Raw genomic sequence first — 23,718 nt, 5'->3', positions numbered from 1 at the left:
TCAAAGTATTATGATCATCATTAAACGGTGGATTTGTGGGACACGCTGCGTCACAATACGCGGAAAGTCAGATCAAGATGTCATCTCAGGGAGATCGAATTGACCCGCATAGCCCCGCAGTTCCTGTTCGATTTCGGCAGCCCCAACGCCTATCTCAGCCACCTCGCGATCCCCGCGATCGAGCAGCGCATCGGCGTCAAGTTCGAATACGTCCCAATCCTGCTCGGCGGCATCTTCAAGTCGACCAACAACAGGTCCCCGGCCGAGACGCTCGCCGGCGTCAAGAACAAGCGTGAATTTCAGCAGGTCGAGACCGAGCGCTTCATCAAGCGATTCAAGGTCCAGCCTTACGTCTGGAATCCGCACTTCCCCGTCAACACGCTGAACCTGATGCGCACGGCAATCGCAGCTCAGCTCGAGGGCGTGTTCGAAAAATACGTCGAGGCTGCCTTCCACCACATGTGGCGCGAGCCGAAGAAGATGGACGACCCCGAGATCGCGGCGAAGGCCCTGGCGTCCTCCGGACTCGATGCCGAGAGGCTGTTCACCCGGGCTCAGGAGCCGGAAGTGAAGGGCAGGCTGATCAAGAACACCGAGGAGGCGGTCGCCCGCGGCGCGTTCGGCTCGCCGACCTTCTTCGTCGGCAACGAGATGTTCTTCGGCAAGGAGCAGCTGCGCGAGGTCGAGGAGATGGTGTTGGGGACGTAATCCCTTTTCTCTCCGGCGACAGAATGTGATCGCGGTAGCATTCTGGATTGCTTCGCTTCGCTCGCAATGACGACTATAGATAGACCGCCAACAGCAAAAAGAGAGAAGATCCCATGCGTATCCTCGTGGTCGGCGCCGGCGCCATCGGCGGCTATTTCGGTGGCAGGCTGTTGCAGGCCGGCCGTGACGTCACCTTCCTGGTCCGGCCGCGCCGCGCCGGCGAGCTCGCAAGCGCGGGTCTTGTCATCAAGAGCCCGAATGGCGACGTGACGCTGCAGAATCCGCCAACGGTGCAGGCCGATGCGCTCAGGGACAAGTTCGATGTCGTGCTCTTGAGTTGCAAGGCGTTCGATCTCGACGACGCCATCAAATCGTTTGCGCCCGCGGTCGGACCAAACACCGCGATCATCCCGATGCTGAACGGCATGAAGCATCTGGACATCCTGGATGCCAAATTCGGCAAGGAGCGCGTGCTCGGCGGCCTCTGCGCCATCGCGGCGACCCTGAACGAGAAGCGCGAGGTTGTGCAGCTCCAGCCGATGCAGTCGATCAATTACGGCGAGCGCGACGGCAAGCTGTCGGATCGCGTTAAGGCGATCGACGAAGCCTTCAAGAGCGGCATCAACGGTGCCACCGCCAGCCAGAACATCATGCAGGACATGTGGGAAAAATGGGTGTTCCTCTCCTCGCTCGCGGCCTCCACCAGCCTGATGCGCACCTCTGTCGGCAACATCCTCGCAGCTCCCGGCGGCCGGGATTTCCTGCTCGGCATGCTCGACGAGACCAGCGCGATCGCCACGGCGGCAGGCTATGCGCCGGGCGGGCCGTTCTTCGAGCGGGTGAAGGGCAACCTCACCACCGAGGGCTCGCCGATGACGGCCTCGATGTTCCGCGACATCAAGGCCGGCCTGCCGGTCGAGGCCGACCACGTCATCGGCGATCTCATCGCGCGCGCCGATGCCGGCAAGGTGCCGGTGCCGAAGCTGCGCATCGCCTACACGCATTTGAAGGCATATGAGAAGCAGCGGGCGGGGTAGATCGTAGTCCCGACCGTTATCCCCGGGGCGCGCAAAGCGCGAGCCCGGCACGACAGCAAAGTTGGCCGCAACAGCTTCGCGCTATTTCAAATGCGCGAGATAATGCGACACGGCCGTGATCTCCTCGTCGCTCATGCGATAGGCGACATCGGCCATCGCGGCGACGCCGCCGCCGACGCGCAAGCCCGCCTTGTAGTCGTGCAATGCCTTGACCAGGTATTCCTCGCGCTGGCCCGCCAGTCGCGCCACTCCCTTGGTGCCGGCGAAGCTGTCCGTATGGCATGAGGCGCAACGGCGGCCGGCGGCAACTTGCCCGCCCTTTTTCGACAGGTCGGGATCCCCGTCCTCCGATCCCTTCGGCGGCGGCAGCTGCGAGAAATAGGCGCCGAGATTACGGATGTCCTCGTTGGTGAGCTGCTCGACGATCGGCTGCATCTGCTCGTTCTTGCGCGAGCCGGCGCGGAAGAACACGAGCTGCCATTGCAGGAACTGATCGGGCTGGCCGGCCAGCGAGGGGATGTTCTCGGTCTGCGAGACGCCGTTCTCGCCGTGACAGCCGGAGCAGATCGAGGCTTTCTCCTTGATCGCGGCATTGTCGGCGGCCTGGGCCGGGATAGATGCGAGCAAAAGCGCCACAGGCAGAATTCCGAACCGACCGACTCGCATCGCTGATTTCTCCGGCTGTCATTGCCGGGCTTGACCCGGCAATCCATCCCTTTTGCAGGCTCTTCGTTGATGGATGCCCGGATCAAGTCCGGGCATGACGGACGTGTTCCATCGCAGGCCCGTCACAAGGAAAAGGCTGCGACGGTCGCCCGATCGCAGCCTCTTCGTTACGTCGCGCTACTTCTTGCTGTAGCTGATGCGATAGATCGCGCCGGCCCAGTCGTCGGCGACGAGGATCGAACCGTCCTTGGCGAGGATGATGTCGTCGGGGCGGCCGAGATAGCCCTGGTCACCCTCGATCCAGCCGGAGGCGAACACCTCCTGCTTGGCGTTCTTGCCGTCAGGCCCGACGATGACGCGCATGATGCGGCCGCCCTGGTACTTGTGGCGATTCCAGGAACCGTGCTCGGCGATCAGGATGTTGTTCTTGTACTCGGCGGGGAACTGGTCGCCGGTATAGAACTTCATGCCGAGCGGAGCGACATGGGCGCCGAGATTCAGCACGGGCGGCGTGAACTCGGAGCATTTGTGGCCCATCGCGAACTTGTCGTCCGGCAGATTGCCCTGGTGGCAATAGGGATAGCCGAAATGCTCGCCCATTTTGTTGATCATGTTCAGCTTGTCGCTGGGCAGGTCATCGCTGATCCAGTCGCGGGCATTCTCGGTGAACCAGTACTTGCCGGTGCGCGGATCGACGTCGCCGCCGACCGAGTTGCGGACGCCGAGCGCGTAGATCTCGGCGTTGCCGGTCTTGGGATCGACACGCCGGATCTGCGAGACGCTGGTCGGGGGAATGCCGATGTTGAAGGGCGGTCCGAACGGAATGTAGAACCAGCCTTCCTTGTCGACCGCGATGTACTTCCAGCCATGCGCGGCATAGGACGGCATGTCGTCATAGACGACCTTGCCCTCGCCGGGATTGTCGAGCTTGTTCTCGATGTCGTCGTAGCGGATCAGCTTGTCGACCGCGATGACATAGAGCGCCCCGTCCTTGACAGCGAGGCCGGTGGGCATGTTCAGCCCCTTGAGGATGGTCTTGACCTCTTTCTTCCCGCCATTGTCCTTGATGGCGTAGACGTTGCCGAGGCCGAACGAACCGACGAACAGCGTGCCCTTGTCACCCCAGGCCATCTGCCGCGCGGCCAGCACGCCGGAGGCATAGACTTCCATCTTGAAGCCCGGCGGCAGCTTGACCTTCTTGACGATGTTGGCGAGCTCGGCATCGGACGCGCCGGTCGGCGGCCCCGATGGCGGCGCGAGGCCCTTCTGCGCCTCGGTCTCGTCCCCCAGGAACCAGTCATCCGGCGGATGGGTCCAGAATTCCTTGGTGCCGGATTCGTATTTCTTCAGCGGCTTGCTTTTGTCCTGCGCGTGACCAGCGCTGGTCCCCGCAAGAAGGGCCACGGCTGCAAGCGCCAACACGGATCGATGGAACATCGATGTCATCGCGTCACTCCCCTAAGGCAGCCGTCAGGGCTGCGATTATTTTGTTTTGTTCGTCGAGAGGCGAAGTTCGGTTCTGCCAGGAGGCAGACGCAAAAGGCTAGCACATCTGCGAGCGCTGGGAAGGGCGTCGCGTGCGCAGTGGTTGCGCCGCATAAAAATTGAGACGGAATGTAACGAGCGAACACCGTAGCGACAGCGATCTCGCTGCAATGCGGAATCAAGACCGAGAGCCAGAAACCAAAAACGCGAAAACAACCCCATGCACAGTAGAACCGCGCAGATCTCGTCGCGGAGGTAAGACCCTGCAGGCGGTTGACTCGTCGGGCAAAACATCAATCGCGGGGCTTAACCGGCCACGGGGTAGGGTCCATCGTCGAACACTGTGTCGTGATAGCCCTTCGCGCCGATCTCGCGCGCCAGCGGACTGCGAAAATCGCAGCCTTCGCGCACACTGCGCAACACATGCGCGAAGTCGAATTCCGGCCGCCAGCCCAGCTCGCGCCGCGCGCGGTCGTTGACGTAGACGCGGTCGATCGCGGGGAAGAAGTTCCAGCCCCGCGCCGCATAGAGCTGCCCGCAATTTGGAAAGAGCTCGCACACGACACCGGCCGCATCGCGCGCGAGCGCAGTGAGATGACGCGGCTCGAACGGGCTGGTGGCGGAGACGATGTAGCGGGCGAAACCGATGTCTGGCGCGCGCTCGATCGCGAGCAGATGGGCACTCACGGCGTCCGCGATGTCCAGCCGGCGATAGAGCAGCTCGTTGGCCTGCGCGTTCTCCGGCGTGTAAGCCGAGCGCATCGCCGGGTCGTCATCGTCTTCAGGGAAGAAGCGCGAGGTCCGCAGGACCACGACCGGCAGGCCGCGCTCGCGATGGAACAGCTCGCACAGGGTCTCCGCCATCAGTTTCGTGGTGCCATAGATGTTCTTCGGCACCGGCGGCAGATCCTCGGTGACCCACACGGCGGCCTGTCCGGCCGAGGGGCGAAGCTGCGAGCCGAACGCGCTGGTGGTGCTGGTGAAGACGAAGCTCCTCACGCCGGCGCTCGCCGCCGCCTCGACCAAATTGAGCGTGCCGGTGACGTTGGTGTCGACGAAGTCTTGCTTGCTGTGGGTCGCCACATGCGGCTTGTGCAGCGTCGCGGTGTGGATCACGGCAGCGACGCCGGACATCTGCTCGCGCACGAAGCCGGGATCGACGATCGAGCCGACGGCGTCCGTGAAGGGCGATGGTTTCAGATCGATCCCGCGAGCGGGTGCGCCCCGGCTGCGCAGGGTGCGGATGATGGCTTCACCAAGATGGCCGGCACTGCCGGTGACGAGAACTGTCATTTGATCTCAAATGCCCCATCTCAACAGCGGAAGGCATCTTCCGCGGAGGAATCTGGCGAGGTTCGGTGCGACCCACTCTGCAGTGGAACACAGAGGAAACCAATCGATTGCCAAGCCCGTTCGGTCGATCCTATATTGAACAGGCAATCAGATAGTGACGCAGATGAATATCCCCGTCCTGGTTCTGGCTACCGTGAATGCGCCGTATCGCAAGAGGCTGAACGCGCAGGAGCTTGTTCATTGCCTGCTGGACCACTCTTCCGCGAAGGCCGCCTGCGGTCCTATGTCGTCGTTTTTTGGGGATGTCCATCCCGACTTGCAGGTCGCCTTCGCTGAGATGCATGGCATCAGCCACGACCAACTGGTCGTAGCGGCGAAGGCGTTCGCAGAGTTTTCGGGACAAACCTATCCGCTTGCGGCGTAGCAGATGAGCGCTCATTCAGATTGGGCGCAACTGTTTCGCATTGCCGTGGCGATGATTCGGCAGGCGAACGCCGAGCAGGAAATCATCGATCGTTGGACGTTCGGCGGCGGCACGGCGATGATGCTGCAAATCGATCATCGGATAAGCCACGATGTCGATATCTTTCTCCCGGATCCTCAAGTTCTTCCGTTCCTCGATCCACAGAAGAATGACTTCGATTTCGAGGTGAGACCTACTGACTACGGGGGAGACGGCACACGGCTTCTGAAGCTTGGCTTCGAATTTGGCGAGATCGACTTTATCGTCGCGCCGTCGCTGACATCATCACCGACAACGCGAGCGACAGTAGAGGGTGAAGCGGTGCTTCTGGAGACAATCCCGGAGATCATTGCAAAGAAGATCCATCACCGCGGCAAGAACATTGCCCCGCGCGACATATTTGACATCGCAGCTGGCAGCGAAAGACACGCGGAATCGATCATCAAGGAGTTGGCCGGCTATCGCGACGGTGTCTCAAATACGCTGGCAACAATCGAAAACCTGAAGCCTGACTTCGTGAGGGCCGCGATCAATCAACTTTCGATCAAAGATCCATATAGGCTGATCGCGGATGTAGCGCTGGAAAAGACCAAAGAACTCCTGCGCGCTGTCTAGCTGGGTCGGCTACCCTGAATTCCGGATTGGCGCCCAATCCAGTCTTGCGGCCCGGGGCAGCTTTCACGGCCTTCGTCAAAACGGTGCAGGCAACTCGCCCCGACGGGAATAGGCTACTCATCCGGATGCTTGGGAAAAACTGGAGCGGGCGAAGGGGCTCGAACCCTCGACCCCGACCTTGGCAAGGTCGTGCTCTACCACTGAGCTACACCCGCATCCTGTGTCGGTCGCGTGACGCGCCGGCAACGGCTGTCGTATGCCAAAACCGGGAGGGGAATGCAACAGCTACCGGCGGCATAGATGCGCAATCCGGGACCAATATGGAGCCTGAATGCGGCCAAATGGCTCGAAAGTGACCCGGAACCGGCGAATCGGCTGCAATGGATTGAAATTCGGCCGTCCCGGCCCAATCTAGGAGCCGACAGCGAAGCATCGGAAGCGGCGACGTGCTAAAGAGCCGCCGTTCCAGACATTGACGAGGGGATGCCGTGACGATCATCGACCAGGGTAACGAAGCCGCAAACCCGGCTGCGGCCGATCTGATCAAGGACACCACCACCCAGACCTTCGTGAAGGACGTCATCGAGGAATCGAAGCGCCAGCCGGTGCTGATCGACTTCTGGGCGGAGTGGTGCGGCCCCTGCAAGCAGCTCACCCCCGTGCTCGAAAAGGCGGTCAAGGCGGCCAAGGGCAAGGTCAAGCTGGTCAAGATGAACATCGACCAGCATCCGGCGATCCCTGGCCAGATGGGCATCCAGTCGATCCCGGCCGTGATCGCCTTCGTCAACGGCCAGCCCGCCGACGGCTTCATGGGCGCGGTGCCCGAGAGCCAGCTCAACGCCTTCATCGAAAAGCTGACCAAGGGCGTGACTGCGCCGGGCGAGCCCAATATCGCCGAGATCCTGCAGGAGGCTGAAGCCGTGCTCGCCGAGGGCGATGCGGCGGCGGCAGCGCAGATCTACGCCGAGGTGCTCCAGCATGATTCCACCAACATCGCGGCACTCGCTGGCCTGGCGAAATGCTACGCCAGTTCCGGTGCGATGGAGCAGGCCAAGCAGACGCTGGCGATGGTGCCGGAATCCAAGCGCAACGACCCCGCCGTGAAGGCGGTCCAGACCGCGATCGATCTCGCCGAGCAGGCGCAATCGCTTGGACCCGTGGCGGAGCTGGAACAGAAAGTCGCCGCAAACCCGCTCGATCATCAGGCCCGATTCGACCTCGCGACCGCGCTGAACGCGCAAGGCAACCGTGCGGCCGCGACCGAGCAGCTGCTCGCGATCGTCAAGCGCGACCGCAAATGGAACGACGACGGCGCCCGCAAGCAGCTGGTGCAGTTCTTCGAGGCCTGGGGCGGCACGGATGATGCAACGGTCGAGGGCCGCAAGCGTTTGTCGACGATCCTGTTCTCGTGAGGGCTTTTTCGAGCGTGATCTGTTCGGAAAACCACTGCACACTTTTCCGAATCACGCGCTAGCAAGTCCAAGGGGGAACCGGGCAGATGCCGATCAACATCGAATATCGCGGGCCCGCCGACCTCCCGGAGATCATTCCGGTGTTTCCGCTGCCGGGCGCGCTGCTGCTGCCCCGTGGCCAGATGCCGCTCAACATCTTCGAGCCGCGCTATTTGTCGATGGTCGACGATTCCTTCCGCGATGGCCATCGCCTGATCGGCATGATCCAGCCGGACGTCGCGCACTCGCCGAAGAATTCCGACAAGCCGACGCTGTTCCGGGTCGGCTGCGTCGGCCGCATCACCCAGCTGGCCGAATCCGGTGACGGCCGCTACATCCTCGAGCTCACCGGCGTCTCGCGCTTCAAGGTGCTCGAGGAGCTCGAGGTGCTCACCGCCTACCGGCAGTGCAAGGTGGATTTCTTCACCTTCGCCAACGACTTCACCGCGCGCATGGGCGAGGACGAGGTCGATCGCGAGGCGCTGCTGGCCGTGCTGGCGGACTTCCTGAAGGCCAACAATCTCAAGGTCGACTGGGAAGGCGTCGAAAGCGCGCCCAACGAAGCCCTCGTCAACGCGCTGGCGATGATGTCGCCCTATGGCCCCGCGGAGAAGCAGGCCATGCTGGAAGCGCCCGACCTGAAGACCCGCGCCGAAGTCCTGATCGCAGTGACCGAGATGGACCTCGCCAAGAAGCGCACCAGCGGCGATCCGCCGTTGCAGTGAGGGGCGCGAGGACGGTGCGCTCCCTCTCCCGCCTGCGGGAGAGGGTTGGGGAGAGGGTGTCTCCGCATTGGGATTGTCTGAAGTCTCTTGAGAGTGTCCCCAAGAGGGGCCTGTTGCGCTATTGGCTTTTGGAGCTGAAGACGGCAGAGGAGAAGGTCTTGGTTGGGGGCGATTGCTGGCGAAGGTCTGTGGTGGTCGCGCTCGGGGGGCGGCTCACGCGGCGATCGTGGCCCATCGCCTCATGTTAAATGCGATGGAGGCAAGCAGGACTTGTCCGCTTGCCTTCATGAGACCGACGTAACGGATGCAGGTCAGCCGCATCCTGCGTTTGAGGGTAGCGAAGGTGGTCTCGACTGTCGCCCGTCGTCGAGAGACGAGAAGATTGTAGCGTTTGAGCCTCGGCGGCAACTCCGGATGGTGGCGGTTGGGACGTCGGGCGATGCGGGGCTTTTTGCCCTCCGCCTTCAGCCGGGCTCGTCTGGCATGGGTATCGTAAGCCGCATCGGCCCACACCACGGCTTCGTCGCCGCGGATCAACTCATCGGCCGGCGTGGTGTCGTTGACATTGGCGGGCGTGGTCAGAACCGAGCGGATCAGGCCTGATCCTTCGTCGACGCCGACATGAGCCTTGTAGCCGAAGGTCGAGCCACTCTTGCCTTGCCGCTTGGTGAACCGGGCGTCAGGGTCGTTTGAGGGACGATCCTCCTTCGGAGGAGCCGAGACTGCCTGGATCAAGGTCGCATCCAGCATCGTGCCGCGCTTGAGGATGACGCCGGCATTCTCAAGCTGACGATCGAGTTCACCAAACAACTTCTCCAACAGACCTTGTTCGACGAGCTGGTTCCGGAAGCGGTTCAGAACCGTATGGTCGGGCGTCGCGTCCTCAAGACTCAAACCGACGAAGCGCTTGAAGGACAACCGGTCGCCCAGCGCCTCCTCGAGTTCGCGCTCCGACAGACCGTAGAGTGACTGCAGCAGCACAGCGCGAAACAACACCAGCACCGGATAGCCTGGACGACCGGGCCCCGCTTCATCACGCAAATGGGCGAGCAGCTTCTCGAACCGGTACCATTTGACCAAGCCAGACAGCCGATCCAGCGCCGCATTAGCGCCAGCCCCTTTCGGCAACCACGCCTCTATAAAGCTCGGCTGCCCCGTCTGCTTCACTGCCATCGTCAATCTCCAAGGCTTCGCCCTAGAGAATCACAATTGATGGATTACGCAACAGTCCCCAAGAGGAGAGAGCCCCCACCCGCCGCGCTTCGCGCGTCGACCTCCCCCGCAAGCGGGAGAGGTTAGACCGAGCCTGTAGCTTGCTCATTCCAACTCAACTTCACAGATGATGCCGGATGCGCTTTCGCCCGGTGATCATCGCGCGGACCAGACTCTCGCGCTGGAGCAGCCCCATCAGCAGCACGCCCGCGACGTGCAGCACGACCAGGACGATGACGGCGTCGGATGAATAATGGTGGATATCCTCCACCCACCAGACGCCGAAGAAGGTGACGGTGACCGACATCGCGCCCGTGATCGCCGAGACGGCGAGCGCCAGCATCAAGGCCACCAGCATCAACGTGCCCGCGGGATTGAGCCCGATATAACGGCCGGTCATGCCGCGGCGCAGATTCCAGAGATAGCCTGGCGCCGCGCGAAGCCTGACCCTGATCATGCGGAAGCGCGAATAGCGGCTTCCCCAGAAGCCCCAGACGAGGCGGAACGCGAGAAGCCCCAGCACCGCATAGCCGACGACGCGGTGAAGCCGGTCGTAGACGGGGGGCGTGAACCACGCGGCCAGAACGCAGGCCGCGAGAGCCCAGTGCCAGAGGCGCAGCGGGAGGTCCCAGACTGCGACCGTCCGCGGAACGGTTCGATCCGCAGGGGTCCCGCCGGACGCCCCGCGCGCTTGTGGCATCGCTTCTTCAATCAAGCAAAGACCATCCTCGAGCTCTGCCTTGCGCAATCAATGTCTGCGCAGTCCAGGCCGCGACCTGCTTCAAGCCTTACTTGAAGCCTTACTTGGCGATCGTGTGCTTGAGGCTGAGATCTTCGGGGCTGTAGAACAGCTCGTAAAGCTTGCCTTCCTTGACGCCGTAGACCTCATAGCAGGAGCCTTCGATCTTGGAGCGCCGCACCTCGTAGCCGAGCGCCTTGGCCTTGGCTTCGGCCTCGCTGGCCGGCTTCCACGACGCCTTGTCGAGCTTGGTGCAATCCTTGAACCCGTCGGCCATGGCCGCCGACCCCATGCCCATTCCAACCGTCAGTGCAATGGCAACAAAACGAATGACCTTCACGAAACTCTCCTCCTCTGTCGTGCGCGCTACGCGAGCCGCGAAGCCGGACTGAAGGAAGCAAAGGTGATGGTGAAGTCAATCCGTTACGCGGCCAATCGGATTTAGAGTTCTTCTAACGACGGCGAAAAGATCAGCGCGCCCCGCAGGCAGCCCGCATTCGCTGGGGTGCTGCGGCCTTAGGCCTCACGTCAGGGACGGACGACCGACTTCGCCAATTGCGCTAGGCCGCATTTCGCATGTCCGGATCGTTGCGCTGCAGCCAGTCCGCCCAGCGCAGAACTCCGCGCGCCCCCTCGCTGACGACAAGGCCCATCCCTTGCGCCTTCGCCTCGGACAGGCCGATCGCCAGGATTTTCCGATGCAGCTTCCTCGCCGTCTGGTACTGGCGGGCGAAGGCAACGAGATCGAGAGCTTCGGGGCCGCCGATCTCCGCACGCACGCCGCGCTGCCCGTCGAACGCGCAGGTCAGAACGTGATCGGCGACATCCGACGTATCGACTGGATTGAACAGCGCGGTTGGCACGGGCCACACCGGCAGCCAGGCGAGACGCGAGAGCAATTTGTCGAGCAGGTAATAAAACGGCATCGCGCGAACGACCGACCAGGAAAGCGCTGACGCACGCACCAGCCGTTCGCCGGCGAGCTTGACCCGCGCGTAAGGCAGGGTCGCCTGGTCGAGCCCGACAATGGAAACGTGCAGGAAATGTTGCACTCCGCTCTCCGCGCAGAGCGACAGCAGTCGCTGCGTTCCACCGACGTCCACGGCGGAGGGCGACCTGAAGAAATCGATCGGATGGACGCCGCCCCGCCGCGCGATCGGCGAATCCGTCGCCGCATTGATGACCGTATCGACATCACGCAGCGCCTCGTGCAGGCCGGCGCCTGTGGCGAGATCGCCTGCGGCCCATTCGACGTCCGAACGCGTGCGCGGCGATCGCGCGAATACCCGGACGCGGCGCCCGTCGCGAACCAGGCGATCGACGACGTCCCGGCCCAGGTGACCTGAGCCGCCGGTGACGAGTGTCAGAGCCATGGCCCAACTCCATCGATCTTGCGCGACGGCTCCCCGGTGGGGACGAGCACGGCCTCGCCGGTCGCGACGAGAGCCAGACGATCTTGCTCATCAGCTGCGAACAACTCGGCGCGGGCGAATACCTGCCTGCGCCCGGCGCGAAGCGTCGCTCCCTTGGCGACGAAATGGCAACCGATCGCCGGCTTCAGGCAATTCATCGAAAAGTGCGACGCCGTGACAGCCCCCGCGCGCGTCGCCGCGGCGAAGCCGCAGGCGGTGTCGAGCAGAGCCGCGATCAGACCGGCGTGGAGATGTCCGGAATATTGAGTGAAATTGTCGTGCCAGGTCATGCGTATCGTCGCCTCGCCATTACCGGCTGCGACGACTTCGAATCCGGCGAGGCGATTGAAGGCCGCAGACGCGCTCGCCGCGGCGAGCATTTGGAGATCGAATCCCTGCGTCTCGCTCATGTGTAACTCCATTGCGGCGTGCGGCTTTCCAGATTGCTCCTGACTGCCTCAATGTGATTTGGCGTGCCGAGCAACATCGCCTGTTCGGAGGTCTCCGCGGCGAGACCGGAGGCCACCTCGCAAGTTGCGGACAGGTTGAGCAGACGCTTGGCGGCGCGGATCGCATCAGGGCTGCGGCCCGCGATGTCACGTGCCGTCACCAGAGCGGCGGCCACGGGATCATCGACGAGCCGCGTCGCAAAGCCATAGGCCAGCGCTTCGTCGGCGGAGAAAACGCGCCCGGTATAGGTCAGCTCGCGCACGACATCCTCGCGCGCGAGATGGCGCATCAACTGCGTGCCGCACATGTCCGGCACCAGGCCCCATTTCGTCTCGATGACCGCGAGCTTCGTATCGGGCGCGAGATAGCGCAGGTCCGCACCAAGCGCGAGCTGGAAGCCGCCGCCGAAGGCGACGCCATGCACCGCTGCAATCACGGGGACCGCCAGCTCGCGCCAGAGCCAGACAATGTGCTGCGCGAAGTTTGCGATGCCGTGGGTCCGGCGCGTCAGATCGGCGGACGGAAGCAGCGGCTCGCCACTCGCGGCCGCGAGCAGGCGTTCGACATCGAGGCCTGCGCAGAACGCACCGCCTTCGCCGGACAGCACGACGGCCCGAATGTCCGGGCTGTCGCGAAGGTCCGCTCCGGCTTCGGCGAGGGCCTCGAACATCGCCGGATCCAGCGCGTTCATCTTGTCCGGTCGATTCAAGCGAACGTGGGCCACGTCATGCTCGACACTCACACGCACGCGATCGGTCATCTTGCTCATCCTTTGCGGCTCGGATCGGCGGGCTCAGTAGCCGGCGACTGCCAGCGCGACCACGGCGGCGAGAGCTTTCCAGCCAAAGCCGCGCCCGCGCGACCACCAGGCGTTGGCGACCGCCGCAAAGCCATAGACGGCGACGATCGTCGCCACGATCCCGTGCCGCGCGCTGTCCGACCCGAACATAGGTGCGGAAAGCAACAGGACGCCGCCGCCGATCCAGGCGACCGTACCGGCCTGCCAGACCAGCCGGATCAACGTGCGCAGACTTTCCGGGGTGATCGTCGCTTTGGCGAACACCTTGGTCTCACCCAACACCCCATGGATCAGAGCGACCACAATTCCCGCGGCGCCGGCACATTGCAGCAACAGATCACGCATCGGTAGACCTCGCCTGATAGCCATACACAACTGTATGGTCAAATAGGCGCTAGTCCGCGGCCTGTCAATACACTAGTGTATGGCTCGCTTCCGGGAACCCGACATGACCGAACAGCTCTCCGCCGACGACTGGATCAGGCAAGGTCTCAAGGCGCTCGCCAAGAGCGGCTTCACCGCGCTCAAGGCCGAGCCGCTGGCAAAGTCCATGGGGGTGTCGCGCGGCAGCTTCTATTGGCATTTCGCCGATCTCGGCGCGTTCCAGGCCGCCGTGCTGAAGCGTTGGCGCGAGATCGCGGCCGAGCAGATCATCGCCGACGTCGAGGCCGCCAGCGACGAGCCCTTGAAGGCGCTGCTGCGGAGGTCGTTCGGCGCGCGGCTCGAGCTCGAGCGCGCGGTGCGCAATTGGGCGGCCTTCGATGCGGCCGCGCAAGGCGCCGTGCGCGCGATCGACCGCCGCCGGCTCGACTATATCGAAGGGCTGCTGGAAAAGCGCGGGCTCACCCCGGCAACCGCGCAGGCGCGGGCGCAGATCCTGTATTGGACATTTCTCGGCTTCGCCCTGTCGGGCGCGCCGGTCCCGGCTGCACGGCTGCAGGCCCTGCTCGACGAGATCTTGACGATGGTCTCCGCGTAGATGTTTCGCTTTGACGCCTTCCTGACGCGAAAACGCTGTGGCCGCCGCGATGGGCGGGCGCGGATTTCTGTGCTAGAGGCAACCGATTGCCGGAGACTCCCATGAACGCCCCCACCGAACGTTCCGAAGCCAGCGTCGATCCCAAATTGCTGGAGATTCTCGTCTGCCCGCTGACCAAGGGCCCGCTGGAGTTCGATTCCGCGAAGCAGGAGCTGGTCTCGCGAAGCGCGAAGCTGGCTTATCCGATCCGCGACGGCATCCCGATCATGCTGCCGGAAGAAGCGCGCAAGATCGATTGAGTGGGCGCGAATGGGGAGTTGGCTCCTACAACGCCTCGCCCTTCAACAACCTTGGCACCTCGCCCGTGAGGCCGGCGGCCTGGCGGATGAAGAGGTTCTTCAGCGGCGGCGCGCGGTCGACGAGGCCGAGGCCGATGTCGCGGACGGTGCGCAGCAGCGTCGACTGGTTGGAGAACAGGAAGTTCAGCGAGTTGGTGGCAACGCCCATCGCCATGGTGTCGAAACGGCGCCAGCGCTGGTAGCGCTCGAGCACGTCGGCGCCGCCGAGATCCATGCCGAGCCGCGCGGCATCGACCACGACCTCGGCCAGCGCGGCGACATCCTTCAGCCCCATGTTGAGGCCCTGGCCCGCGATGGGGTGGATGACATGGGCGGCATCGCCGACCAGCGCGAGGCGGGGGGCGATGAAGGAGCGCGCCACGAAATAGGACAGCGGAAACGCGCGCGGCTTGTCGAGCGCCTTCACCTCGCCGAGATGCAGGCCGAAACGCTGCTCGAGCTCGGCGTGAAATTCTTCATCGCTGAGCGCAATGATGCGCGCGGCCTCGGCCCGGCGCTCGGTCCACACCAGCGACGAGCGTTTTCCCGAGAGCGGCAGGATCGCGAACGGGCCCGCCGGCAGAAAATGTTCTTCGGCGCGGCCCTCGTGATCGCGCTCGTGGCCGACGGTCACGACGATGCCGGATTGGTCATACTCCCAGCCATGGGTGGCGATGCCGGCGCGCTCGCGCAGCTTTGACTTCGCCCCATCGGCGGCAACCAGCAGGCTGGCTGCTAACACGCTGCCGTCCCCCAGCGTCACGTCGATGCCTTCGGCGCGCGCATCGTAGGATGCGACCGTGGTGGCACGGAGATCGATACCCTCGGCTTCCGCACGCGCCACCAGCGCGTCGATCAGCCGGCGATTCTCGACCATGTGTGCAAAGGACTCGCCCGGCGCGACATCGCCGGCGAAGTTGAGGAAGACGGGACGGGTGGCGTCCTCCAGCTTGGAATCGGTGACGACCATGTCGAGGATCGGCTGCGCCTCGCCCTTGACGTCGTCCCAGGCGCCGATCGCCTCGAACAGGCGGCGGCAGGCGGCCACGATCGCGGTGGCGCGGGGGTCGCGGCTCGGCCGGGTGGCGAGCGCGGGATCGGCGACGATGACGGGAATCTCGGGGCCTAGCCCCTGGCGCAGCGCCAAGGCCAGCGCAAGCCCCGCAAACGCCCCGCCACCAATGATTATGCTACCTTGTACCGACATACCCAAATTCCCGGTCAAATCCTGGTCTTGCTAGCAGACTTGAGGTGGGCGAAACAGTGCGGTGAAACAAGGGCGGAACGGCCCCATTGTGTCATTCCGGAGCATCCACCCGGGAATGACGGCGAGAAAGTTCACTCCATGTCCAAGAGCCTGATCGACCTGATCTCGATCCTCGACCTCGAACAGCTCGAGGTGAACCTGTTCCGCGGCAACAGCCCGAAGACAAGCTGGCAGCGCGTGTTCGGCGGCCAGGTGATCGGACAAGCGATGGTCGCGGCCTGCCGCACCGTCGAGGGGCGGCTGCCGCATTCGCTGCACTGCTATTTCATCCTGCCGGGCGATCCGCAGATCCCGATCATCTACCAGGTCGAACGCCTGCGCGACGGCAAGAGCTATTCGACCCGCCGCGTCACCGCGATCCAGCACGGCAACGCGATCTTCTCGATCATGGTCTCGTTCCACGCCGAGGAAGAAAGCGCGTTCGACCATCAGGACAAGATGCCTGACGTCCCGCCGCCGGAGAAGCTCACGGCGGAGGAGGTGGCGAAGCAGCCGATGTTCCGCGAGATGCCGGAGTTCATCCGACGCTATTATGAATCCGATCGCCCGATCGAACTGCGTCCGGTCGAGCTCGGCCGCTATTTCGGCGAGAGGATCGACGACGGCCGCATCCATGTCTGGATCAAGACCGCCGCGAAACTGCCCGACGATCCGGCGCTGCACATGTGTGCGCTCGCCTACGCGTCGGACTTTTCGCTCCTGGACGCGATCATGGCGCGCTACGGCCGCACGCTGTTCGACAAGCGCATGATGCCGGCCAGCCTCGACCACGCGATGTGGTTTCACCGCCCGTTCCGCGCCGACGAATGGCTGCTCTACGCCCAGGATTCGCCGAGCGCGCGCGGTGGTCGCGGCCTGACCCGCGGCTCGATCTTCAAGCCGGACGGGACGCTGGTGGCTTCCGTTGCGCAGGAAGGCTCCGTGCGCGAGCGGAAGGGATAAAAGCCTCGAACGCGAGGTCTCGCGTTCGAGGCTTTTCGAATCAGGCGCCGAGAGACCCCCGCGGCGCGAGAACGGTCTCCGATGCGAACCAGTTCATGATCCAGCGATACGCCCACGGAATCGGGATGATGAGGCTGCACAGGATCGCTGCGACGATGCCGCGCCAGAGGATGCCGAGACCACTGCCCTTGAAGACGATCTCGCGCCGCGTACCCTCGATGCTGCGGCAGAACCAGCGCATCTGGGCTGCAGCGACCCAGGCCCAGCCGACGATGGTGATGATGGAAATCGCGAACAGCAGATTCCAGCCGACATAGGCCCAGATCGAGCCGGTGAAGCTCAGGCCCAACGGCTGCCCGTTGGACGCGAGGTTTGCGACCATCCATTTGACCAGAAGCCAATAGAGCACGAGCTGGACGATGAACAGCAGATTGCTCAGGAGCGTGCTGCCGATGAAGCCGATGGCGATCGCCAGAACGATGAAGCCGAAAAACCAGGGCACCATCGTCATCGCGTTGCCGGTGAAGCTGAGATTCGGCCGGCCAGGGACCTTCACGCAGGACACGATCCATTTCGTGTACCAGACGAACAGCCACGGCACCGGGATCACGAAGCACGAACCGATCAGCAGCACGAGCGTGCGCCAGGTGAACTCGAGGATGCCGAAATCGACCGCCAGCGATCCGGCGACTCCGCCTCCGCCGCCGGCGTAGCCACCGGAGCCCATCATCGGCGGGCCGCCCGCCGGGATCATCGGCGGCGCGCCGCCGCCCCCGACCAGGCCGGGGATTTCGGCGGCCTTCTGCCAGCCGGCCATGCCCTCGGACCAGACCAGCGTATCCGGGCGCACGACGCCCTGGGCGACGAGATCGCGGAATTGCCCTTCCGGGAAGGGCCCCTGTTGCTTGCCCTCGGATGCGTAGAACCAACTCGCCATATGAAGCGCCCCCTCAAAATACTTATGTACCGCCTGGCAGGCGCGGGTTCACCGCATCCATGCCAAAAATGCATTGTGAAGGATGAACACTTGCCCTGTACAGAGGCGGCCATTCACATGACCGCCCTTGGCCAAACGTTTTTCCGCTTCAGTCTGCAACTTTTTTATGCCATTTGCCCGGAAAGATGCCAGATTGACGCGGCGCCGGGGACATACGGCGCGGCGCATCCCGGGGAATAGGCCTGACCATGAAACTCGTCGTCGCGATCATCAAACCCTTCAAGCTCGATGAGGTCCGCCAGGCCCTGACGGCGATCGGCGTCCACGGCATGACCGTGACCGAGGTGAAAGGTTATGGCCGGCAGAAGGGCCACACCGAGATCTATCGCGGCGCCGAATATGTCGTGAACTTCCTGCCGAAGCTGCGCATCGAGATCGCGGTCGCCTCCGACGTCGCCGACAAGGCGGTCAGCGTGATCACTGCGACCGCGCGCACCGGGCAGATCGGCGACGGCAAGATCTTCGTCACGCCGATCGACAACGCGGTCCGCATCCGCACCGGCGAAACCGACAGCGACGCGCTCTGATCTAGTTCGACTATCTAACGATCGCACCGGGCAGCGACGCCGAGTGTGCGACGCCAATTGATGCCGGGGGGAACGACATGGCGGGATATTTGCGCCGCGCAGCTGCTTTTGCTGCGCCGATCGGACTTGTGTCGATCATGGCTGCGCCGGCGCGCGCCGCGACGTCCGAGATCAACACCGCCGACACCGCCTGGATGATCGTCGCCACCGCACTGGTGCTGATGATGACGATCCCGGGCCTGGCGCTGTTCTATTCCGGCATGGTGCGCAAGAAGAACGTGCTCGCCACCATGGCGCAGAGCCTGGCCGCGGTGACGATCATCTCCATTCTCTGGGTCGCGTTCGGCTATTCGCTGTGCTTCGTCGGCGATGGCCCGTGGATCGGTACGCTCGACCGCTGGTTTCTCGCCGGCATGACCATGGACAGCGTCAACCCGGCCGCGAAAACCATCCCGGAAGCGCTGTTCATGCTGTACCAGATGACGTTTGCCATCATCACGGTGGCGCTGGTCGCGGGCTCGGTCGCCGACCGGATGCGGTTCTCGGCTTATCTCCTGTTTTCGGTCGCCTGGTTCATATTCGTCTACATTCCGTTGGCGCATTGGGTGTGGGGCGGCGGCTTCCTCAACAGCATGGGCGTGCTCGATTTCGCCGGCGGCCTGGTAGTGCATTTGTCGGCCGGCACCGGCGGCCTCGTTGCGGCAAAGGTGATGGGGCGACGTCACGGCTACGGCACCGAAAATCTGTCGCCGTTCGATCTGTCGCTCGCGGTGATGGGCACCGGCCTGTTGTGGGTCGGCTGGTTCGGCTTCAACGGCGGCTCCGCGGGCGCGGCCAATTCGCGCGCGGTGATGGCGATCATCGCGACGCATCTGGCGGCCTGCTCCGGCGCATTGACCTGGGGCGCCATCGAATGGTCGACGCGGCGCAAGCCCTCCGTGCTCGGCATGATCTCCGGCGCGGTGGCCGGCCTCGGCACCATTACGCCGGCCTCCGGATTCGTGGCGCCCTGGCACGGCATCGTCATCGGTATCGTCGCCGGTTCGGTTTGCTATTGGGCCTGTACCTGGCTGAAGCACCGCTTCGACTATGACGATTCGCTCGACGTGTTCGGCGTCCACGGCATCGGCGGCCTGACCGGCACCCTGCTCGCCGGCGTGTTCGCAACCAGCGCCATCGGCGGCACCGCCGGCCTGCTGGAGGGCCACCCGCAGCAGTTCCTGATCCAGTTCTACGGCGTCGCCGTCACCTTCGTCTGGTCGGCTGGCGTGAGCTTCATCCTGCTCAAGCTGGTCGGCCTGTTCGTGCCCCTGCGCGTATCCCGTGAGCACGAGCTCGAAGGGCTGGATATTTCGCAGCACGGCGAAGCGTTACAGTAAAGGGCTTGGCAGTAAGGCTTGCGCAACACATAAGCGTATGCTTATGTGTTGCCATGATCGAAGCCGACATCTTCAAGGCACTGGCCGACCCGACGCGCCGCGCGGTCTTTGAGAAGCTCGCTGGCGGAAGCCTGAACGCAAGCGCTCTGCGCGATGGCCTGGAGATCAGCCAACCGGCGATATCGCAGCATCTCGCCGTGCTGCGCTCGGCAGGCCTTGTGCGGGAGCAGCGGCAAGGCCGCTTTGTGAATTACGAAGTCGACCCGAACGGAATCGTCGCCATCGGAGCATGGCTTGCGCGCTATCGCGCCTATTGGCCGAAGCGCATGGAAGCACTTGCCGATCTACTCAAGGACATGGATCAATGAGCGAGTTCGTGAAGCCCGATCACCACGATGCAAGCCTGGTGCTCGAGTTTGATTTCGCCGCGCCGCCGGCAAAGGTCTGGCGCGCCGTCACCATTCCGGCCTTACGCGAACGCTGGCTGCCCGATTGCGATCTTGCGAAGGCCGAGCCGGAATCATCGATCCCCGGCGAGGAGGTCCGCTACCGGCTTCGCGACCCCGACCCGCCGTTTCGCGAGAGCCATGTCGTCTTCCGGATCGAACCGCATGAGGACGGCGGCACCCGCCTCCGCATCATCCAGCACGCCTGCGACGTCGCAACGAAGCTGCCGCGGCCGGCCAACACCAATTGCCGCCTGATGCGCGCGGCGGCCTAGCACAAAGAATCTCATCACCCAAAGACATGGAGGTCGCCGATGCGCGACATGCTTCAGCTCGTCCCGATGGTCGTCGAACAATCGGCGCGTGGCGAGCGATCCTTCGACATCTACTCGCGGCTCCTGCGCGAGCGCATCATCTTCCTCAACGGCGAGGTCAATGACGCGATGTCGGGCCTGGTCTGCGCACAACTCCTGTTTCTCGAGGCGGAGAATCCCAACAGGCCGATCAATCTCTACATCAATTCCTATGGCGGCGTGGTCACCTCCGGCCTTGCGATGTACGACACCATGCAATTCATCAAGGCACCGGTTCACACGCTGTGCATGGGCACGGCGCGCTCGATGGGCTCCTTCCTGCTGATGGCCGGCGAGCCCGGTCACCGCGCCGCGCTGCCCAATGCCAGCCTTCACGTGCATCAACCGCTCGGTGGCTTCCAGGGCCAGGCCTCCGACATCCTGATCCATGCCAACGAGATGCAGGAAACCAAGCGGCGCATCATCCGGCTCTACGCCCAGCATTGCGGCCGGTCGGAACAGGAGGTCGAGCGAACCCTGGACCGCGACCATTTCATGACTGCGCAGCAGGGCGTGGAGTGGGGCTTGATCGATCGGGTTTTTGCGGAGCGGGACGCCGCCTGAGCGCGCCGAGGGCCACCCCTTCCGGGCAGATGTGCTTCGAATGTTTTTTCGGTGGCCGCGCGTATCGCATGAGCAGAGCCCGCGCCGTGGCTCACTTGCCTGTAACAGAATACCGCTTGAGTGCCCGGCGCGTGAGCAATATTGTGTCGGCAGCCTGTCATGCCCTCATTTTGAGCAGGCATGATCACGTTTTAAGCGCGACGGAATGGCGCACTGCACCGCAATGCGCGTCCACCCCGAAAACACCCGTTTTCATAGTCCGTTAGGCAACAGGCCCGATCTGGCACGGCATTTGATTCTAAGGGTTCTGGCTGTGCCCGCGTAGTGAACTTTCTCCCTCGTGGCGAACCAGTCGAGAAACGCCCGGCCACGTCCGGACCGGGCCCAAGCGGGGATAGGACCCATGAAAATTGTTATGGCGATTATCAAGCCATTCAAGCTGGAAGAAGTCCGTGACGCCCTGACCGCCATCGGCGTTCACGGTCTTACGGTGACGGAAGTCAAGGGATATGGCCGCCAGAAGGGCCATACGGAAATCTATCGCGGCGCCGAATATGCCGTGAGCTTCCTGCCCAAGATCAAGATCGAGGTCGCTGTCGCCTCCGACCAGGTCGACAAGACCATCGACGCCATCACGTCCGCCGCAAAAACCGGACAGATCGGCGACGGCAAGATCTTCGTCATCAACCTCGACCACGCGGTGCGTATCCGCACCGGCGAGGCCGATGCCGCGGCCCTTTGATTTCGCGCTCAACCTTTATCCAATCAGGAGTGAATAATATGACGTTCAAGCGTCCCTATGGCGCGGGATTGGCGGCTCTCGCAGTCGGCCTGTTCGCTGCGACCGCAGCCTACGCCGAGCCAACGGTCAACAAGGGAGACAACGCCTGGATGCTGACATCGACAGTGCTGGTGCTGTTGATGACGATCCCCGGCCTCGCACTGTTCTACGGCGGTCTCGTCCGTTCCAAGAACATGCTCTCCGTCCTGATGCAGGTGTTCTACACCGTCTGCGTCGTCACCGTGATCTGGGCCGTGTACGGCTACAGCCTCACCTTCACCGGCGGTTCCGACTTCATCGGCGGCTTCTCCAAGGCCTTCATGATGGGCGTCACCACCGACTCGAAGGCCGCGACCTTCTCGGTCGACGCCAACATCTCGGAGCTCATCTACATGTGCTTCCAGATGACCTTCGCGGCGATCACGCCCGCCCTCATCGTCGGCGCCTTCGCCGAGCGCATGAAGTTCGCGGCGATCGCCCTGTTCATCCCGCTCTGGGTCACGCTGATCTACTTCCCGATCGCGCACATGGTCTGGTACTGGCAGGGTCCGGACCTGATCCAGGATGCGGCCAAGGCGCTCGCTGCTGCCACTGATGCGGCGGCGAAGACCGCGGCTCAGGCCAAGCTCGACGAGCTCAACGCCGACGCCGGCTGGATCTTCAAGAAGGGTGCGATCGACTTCGCTGGCGGCACCGTGGTGCATATCAACGCCGGCATCGCAGGCCTCATCGGCGCTCTCCTGATCGGCAAGCGCGTCGGTTACGGCAAGGAGCTGATGGCTCCGCACTCTCTGACCATGTCGATGATCGGCGCCTCGCTGCTCTGGGTCGGCTGGTTCGGCTTCAACGCCGGCTCCAACCTGGAAGCCAACGGCGGCGCTGCGCTGGCCATGACCAACTCCTTCGTCGCCACCGCAGCCGCCGCGCTGTCGTGGATGTTCGCGGAGTGGATCATCAAGGGTCATCCCTCGGTGCTCGGCGTCATCTCCGGCGCCGTCGCGGGCCTCGTGGCCGTCACTCCTGCCGCCGGCTTCTCCGGCGTCATGGGCGCGATCGTCCTCGGCCTGATCGTCGGCGTGGTCTGCCTGTTCTTCTGCACCGTCGTGAAGAACGCGCTCGGCTACGATGACAGTCTCGACGTGTTCGGCGTGCACTGCGTCGGCGGCATCGTCGGCGCCCTCGGCACCGGCATTCTCGTCAACCCCGCCCTCGGCGGCGCCGGCATCATCGACTACACCGCGATCCCGCCGAAGGTCGCCGATTACGACTTCGCGGCGCAGATGATGTCCCAGATCTGGGGCGTCGGCACCACGCTGGTGTGGTCGGGCATCGGTTCGGCGATCCTCTACAAGGTCGTCGACGTGATCGTCGGTCTGCGCACCAATGTCGAAAGCGAGCGTGAAGGCCTCGACATCACCGAGCACACCGAGCGCGCCTACAACATGTAAGTCTCCTCCCGGGCGTGGTCTTCCCGGAGACCACGTCCACAACTACGGTTCGGGCACATACCCGGCAATGCCCTGACCGTTGAGGGGCTCCAGCGCAAGTTGGAGCCCCTTTCTTTTTGGCAGGGTTGTTTTTGATTTCGCAGCGAAGAAAGGGATTGCCATTCCGCCCCGGCGGCGCAGAAATATCGACCACAAGAAACAACAATCGGGAGGTCGTCATGCGTTTGGAAGGCGGATGCTATTGCGGCGAAGTGCGCTACGTGGCCGAGGGTGACCCGATGATGCAGGCGCAGTGTCATTGCCGCGAGTGCCAGTACATCTCGGGCGGCGCGCCCAACACCTTCATCGCGATGCCGGCGGGCGGCTTCAGCTACATCATCGGGCAACCCAGGCAGTTCACGCGCAAGGATCTCGAACGCGCCGTCACGCGCGAATTCTGCGCCGAATGCGGCACGCATCTGGTGACCAGGGTTCCGGGACTGCCCGCAGCGGTCTTGAAGGTCGGCACGCTGGACGAACCGGAACAGTTCAAGCCGCAGATGGCGATCTACACCTGCGACCTGCAGGAGTTTCATGCGATCCCGGCGGGCATGAAGACATTCGAGAAGCTGCCCGGGCGTTGAGGGTCGAATCGAGCCGGGA

Annotated in this window: 29 protein-coding genes and 1 tRNA gene; 17 read left to right on the top strand and 13 right to left on the bottom strand. The window is 63.5% G+C overall.

Annotated features, from left to right (window positions below):
• The first annotated feature begins 99 nt into the window (after window positions 1-99).
• The gene (locus tag CIT40_RS01265; protein WP_167443386.1) at window positions 100-708 is read left to right on the top strand and encodes a 2-hydroxychromene-2-carboxylate isomerase; all 609 of its coding nucleotides are present in this window, start codon (window positions 100-102) and stop codon (window positions 706-708) included.
• Between the two features lie 113 nt (window positions 709-821).
• Entirely contained in the window at window positions 822-1,745 is a 924-nt protein-coding gene (gene panE, locus CIT40_RS01260) for a 2-dehydropantoate 2-reductase (protein WP_094893260.1), read from the top strand.
• Window positions 1,746-1,826: 81 nt separating this feature from the next.
• Here panE and CIT40_RS01255 read toward each other — a convergent pair whose 3' ends face one another.
• The 3 genes from CIT40_RS01255 to CIT40_RS01245 form a co-directional block, all read right to left on the bottom strand.
• The gene (locus tag CIT40_RS01255) at window positions 1,827-2,411 is read right to left on the bottom strand and encodes a c-type cytochrome (RefSeq protein WP_094893261.1); all 585 of its coding nucleotides are present in this window, start codon (window positions 2,409-2,411) and stop codon (window positions 1,827-1,829) included.
• Window positions 2,412-2,588: 177 nt separating this feature from the next.
• Window positions 2,589-3,857 (bottom strand): PQQ-dependent sugar dehydrogenase, encoded by a 1,269-nt coding sequence (locus CIT40_RS01250; protein WP_094893262.1) that lies wholly within the window; start codon window positions 3,855-3,857, stop codon window positions 2,589-2,591.
• Window positions 3,858-4,202: 345 nt separating this feature from the next.
• Window positions 4,203-5,189, bottom strand: a complete 987-nt coding sequence (locus CIT40_RS01245) for an NAD-dependent epimerase/dehydratase family protein (RefSeq protein WP_094893263.1) — start codon at window positions 5,187-5,189, stop codon at window positions 4,203-4,205.
• 163 nt (window positions 5,190-5,352) lie between these two features.
• Here CIT40_RS01245 and CIT40_RS01240 point away from each other — a divergent pair, with 163 nt between their 5' ends.
• Window positions 5,353-5,613 carry a hypothetical protein gene (locus tag CIT40_RS01240; protein ID WP_094893264.1) on the top strand — a complete coding sequence of 87 codons (261 nt, stop codon included), beginning with the start codon at window positions 5,353-5,355 and terminating at the stop codon, window positions 5,611-5,613.
• A gap of 3 nt (window positions 5,614-5,616) precedes the next feature.
• Window positions 5,617-6,267: a nucleotidyl transferase AbiEii/AbiGii toxin family protein gene (locus CIT40_RS01235; RefSeq protein ID WP_094893265.1), complete on the top strand. Its 651-nt coding sequence runs from the start codon at window positions 5,617-5,619 to the stop codon at window positions 6,265-6,267.
• A gap of 140 nt (window positions 6,268-6,407) precedes the next feature.
• Here the strand turns inward: CIT40_RS01235 and CIT40_RS01230 are convergent.
• A tRNA-Gly gene (locus CIT40_RS01230) sits at window positions 6,408-6,482 on the bottom strand.
• A 273-nt stretch (window positions 6,483-6,755) separates the two neighbouring features.
• Here CIT40_RS01230 and trxA point away from each other — a divergent pair.
• Window positions 6,756-7,679, top strand: coding sequence for a thioredoxin (trxA, locus tag CIT40_RS01225; protein ID WP_094893266.1), 924 nt, complete (start codon window positions 6,756-6,758; stop codon window positions 7,677-7,679).
• An 86-nt stretch (window positions 7,680-7,765) separates the two neighbouring features.
• Complete coding sequence (locus CIT40_RS01220; protein ID WP_094893267.1) at window positions 7,766-8,443, top strand: LON peptidase substrate-binding domain-containing protein; 678 nt, start codon at window positions 7,766-7,768, stop codon at window positions 8,441-8,443.
• 213 nt (window positions 8,444-8,656) lie between these two features.
• Here the strand turns inward: CIT40_RS01220 and CIT40_RS01215 are convergent, their stop codons facing one another.
• The 7 genes from CIT40_RS01215 to CIT40_RS01185 form a co-directional block, all read right to left on the bottom strand.
• Window positions 8,657-9,616: an IS5 family transposase gene (locus tag CIT40_RS01215; protein ID WP_094894031.1), complete on the bottom strand. Its 960-nt coding sequence runs from the start codon at window positions 9,614-9,616 to the stop codon at window positions 8,657-8,659.
• Window positions 9,617-9,776: 160 nt separating this feature from the next.
• Window positions 9,777-10,355, bottom strand: coding sequence for a cytochrome b/b6 domain-containing protein (locus tag CIT40_RS01210; RefSeq protein WP_094894636.1), 579 nt, complete (start codon window positions 10,353-10,355; stop codon window positions 9,777-9,779).
• A gap of 100 nt (window positions 10,356-10,455) precedes the next feature.
• Entirely contained in the window at window positions 10,456-10,734 is a 279-nt protein-coding gene (locus tag CIT40_RS01205) for a PepSY domain-containing protein (protein WP_094894032.1), read from the bottom strand.
• 220 nt (window positions 10,735-10,954) lie between these two features.
• The gene (locus tag CIT40_RS01200; protein WP_094894033.1) at window positions 10,955-11,767 is read right to left on the bottom strand and encodes an SDR family oxidoreductase; all 813 of its coding nucleotides are present in this window, start codon (window positions 11,765-11,767) and stop codon (window positions 10,955-10,957) included.
• Window positions 11,758-12,216 (bottom strand): PaaI family thioesterase, encoded by a 459-nt coding sequence (locus CIT40_RS01195; protein WP_094894034.1) that lies wholly within the window; start codon window positions 12,214-12,216, stop codon window positions 11,758-11,760. Before CIT40_RS01195 ends, CIT40_RS01200 begins: the two co-directional genes overlap by 10 nt.
• Window positions 12,213-13,016, bottom strand: coding sequence for a crotonase/enoyl-CoA hydratase family protein (locus CIT40_RS01190; protein WP_094894639.1), 804 nt, complete (start codon window positions 13,014-13,016; stop codon window positions 12,213-12,215). Before CIT40_RS01190 ends, CIT40_RS01195 begins: the two co-directional genes overlap by 4 nt.
• Window positions 13,017-13,049: 33 nt before the next feature.
• Window positions 13,050-13,400: a hypothetical protein gene (locus tag CIT40_RS01185; RefSeq protein ID WP_094894035.1), complete on the bottom strand. Its 351-nt coding sequence runs from the start codon at window positions 13,398-13,400 to the stop codon at window positions 13,050-13,052.
• A gap of 103 nt (window positions 13,401-13,503) precedes the next feature.
• On the opposite strand from CIT40_RS01185, the gene CIT40_RS01180 reads away from it, so the two are divergent.
• Both CIT40_RS01180 and CIT40_RS01175 read left to right on the top strand, forming a co-directional pair.
• Window positions 13,504-14,034: a TetR/AcrR family transcriptional regulator gene (locus tag CIT40_RS01180; RefSeq protein ID WP_162307806.1), complete on the top strand. Its 531-nt coding sequence runs from the start codon at window positions 13,504-13,506 to the stop codon at window positions 14,032-14,034.
• 101 nt (window positions 14,035-14,135) lie between these two features.
• On the top strand, window positions 14,136-14,333 hold the full coding sequence (locus CIT40_RS01175) for a Trm112 family protein (protein WP_094894037.1): 198 nt from the start codon (window positions 14,136-14,138) through the stop codon (window positions 14,331-14,333).
• A 25-nt stretch (window positions 14,334-14,358) separates the two neighbouring features.
• Here CIT40_RS01175 and CIT40_RS01170 read toward each other — a convergent pair whose 3' ends face one another.
• Window positions 14,359-15,579: a ubiquinone biosynthesis hydroxylase gene (locus CIT40_RS01170; protein ID WP_094894038.1), complete on the bottom strand. Its 1,221-nt coding sequence runs from the start codon at window positions 15,577-15,579 to the stop codon at window positions 14,359-14,361.
• Window positions 15,580-15,717: 138 nt separating this feature from the next.
• On the opposite strand from CIT40_RS01170, the gene tesB reads away from it, so the two are divergent.
• Complete coding sequence (gene tesB, locus CIT40_RS01165) at window positions 15,718-16,581, top strand: acyl-CoA thioesterase II (RefSeq protein ID WP_094894039.1); 864 nt, start codon at window positions 15,718-15,720, stop codon at window positions 16,579-16,581.
• 40 nt (window positions 16,582-16,621) lie between these two features.
• Here the strand turns inward: tesB and CIT40_RS01160 are convergent, their stop codons facing one another.
• Window positions 16,622-17,518 carry a DUF4339 domain-containing protein gene (locus CIT40_RS01160; RefSeq protein WP_094894040.1) on the bottom strand — a complete coding sequence of 299 codons (897 nt, stop codon included), beginning with the start codon at window positions 17,516-17,518 and terminating at the stop codon, window positions 16,622-16,624.
• A gap of 248 nt (window positions 17,519-17,766) precedes the next feature.
• Here CIT40_RS01160 and CIT40_RS01155 point away from each other — a divergent pair, with 248 nt between their 5' ends.
• The 8 genes from CIT40_RS01155 to CIT40_RS01120 all read left to right on the top strand — a co-directional run bounded on the left by CIT40_RS01155 (window position 17,767) and on the right by CIT40_RS01120 (window position 23,699).
• Window positions 17,767-18,105, top strand: coding sequence for a P-II family nitrogen regulator (locus CIT40_RS01155; RefSeq protein ID WP_094894041.1), 339 nt, complete (start codon window positions 17,767-17,769; stop codon window positions 18,103-18,105).
• Window positions 18,106-18,182: 77 nt separating this feature from the next.
• Window positions 18,183-19,484: an ammonium transporter gene (locus tag CIT40_RS01150; protein WP_094894042.1), complete on the top strand. Its 1,302-nt coding sequence runs from the start codon at window positions 18,183-18,185 to the stop codon at window positions 19,482-19,484.
• Window positions 19,485-19,537: 53 nt separating this feature from the next.
• A complete protein-coding gene (locus CIT40_RS01145; RefSeq protein WP_094894043.1) occupies window positions 19,538-19,852 on the top strand; it encodes an ArsR/SmtB family transcription factor in 315 nt (104 codons plus the stop codon).
• Window positions 19,849-20,205 carry an SRPBCC family protein gene (locus CIT40_RS01140; RefSeq protein ID WP_094894044.1) on the top strand — a complete coding sequence of 119 codons (357 nt, stop codon included), beginning with the start codon at window positions 19,849-19,851 and terminating at the stop codon, window positions 20,203-20,205. The genes CIT40_RS01145 and CIT40_RS01140 overlap by 4 nt, the downstream gene beginning before the upstream one ends.
• A gap of 39 nt (window positions 20,206-20,244) precedes the next feature.
• A complete protein-coding gene (locus CIT40_RS01135; RefSeq protein ID WP_094894045.1) occupies window positions 20,245-20,847 on the top strand; it encodes an ATP-dependent Clp protease proteolytic subunit in 603 nt (200 codons plus the stop codon).
• A 403-nt stretch (window positions 20,848-21,250) separates the two neighbouring features.
• Entirely contained in the window at window positions 21,251-21,589 is a 339-nt protein-coding gene (locus CIT40_RS01130) for a P-II family nitrogen regulator (RefSeq protein WP_008142813.1), read from the top strand.
• Window positions 21,590-21,627: 38 nt separating this feature from the next.
• Window positions 21,628-23,076, top strand: coding sequence for an ammonium transporter (locus CIT40_RS01125; protein ID WP_094894046.1), 1,449 nt, complete (start codon window positions 21,628-21,630; stop codon window positions 23,074-23,076).
• A 218-nt stretch (window positions 23,077-23,294) separates the two neighbouring features.
• Entirely contained in the window at window positions 23,295-23,699 is a 405-nt protein-coding gene (locus CIT40_RS01120) for a GFA family protein (protein WP_094894047.1), read from the top strand.
• Window positions 23,700-23,718 lie beyond the last annotated feature (19 nt).

It is taken from the genome of Bradyrhizobium amphicarpaeae, from assembly GCF_002266435.3.
In the GTDB taxonomy this organism is placed as follows: Bacteria; Pseudomonadota; Alphaproteobacteria; order Rhizobiales; family Xanthobacteraceae; genus Bradyrhizobium; species Bradyrhizobium amphicarpaeae.
The sequence above is the reverse complement of the archived record's forward strand: the minus strand, read 5'-3'. Positions and strand labels throughout refer to the sequence as shown.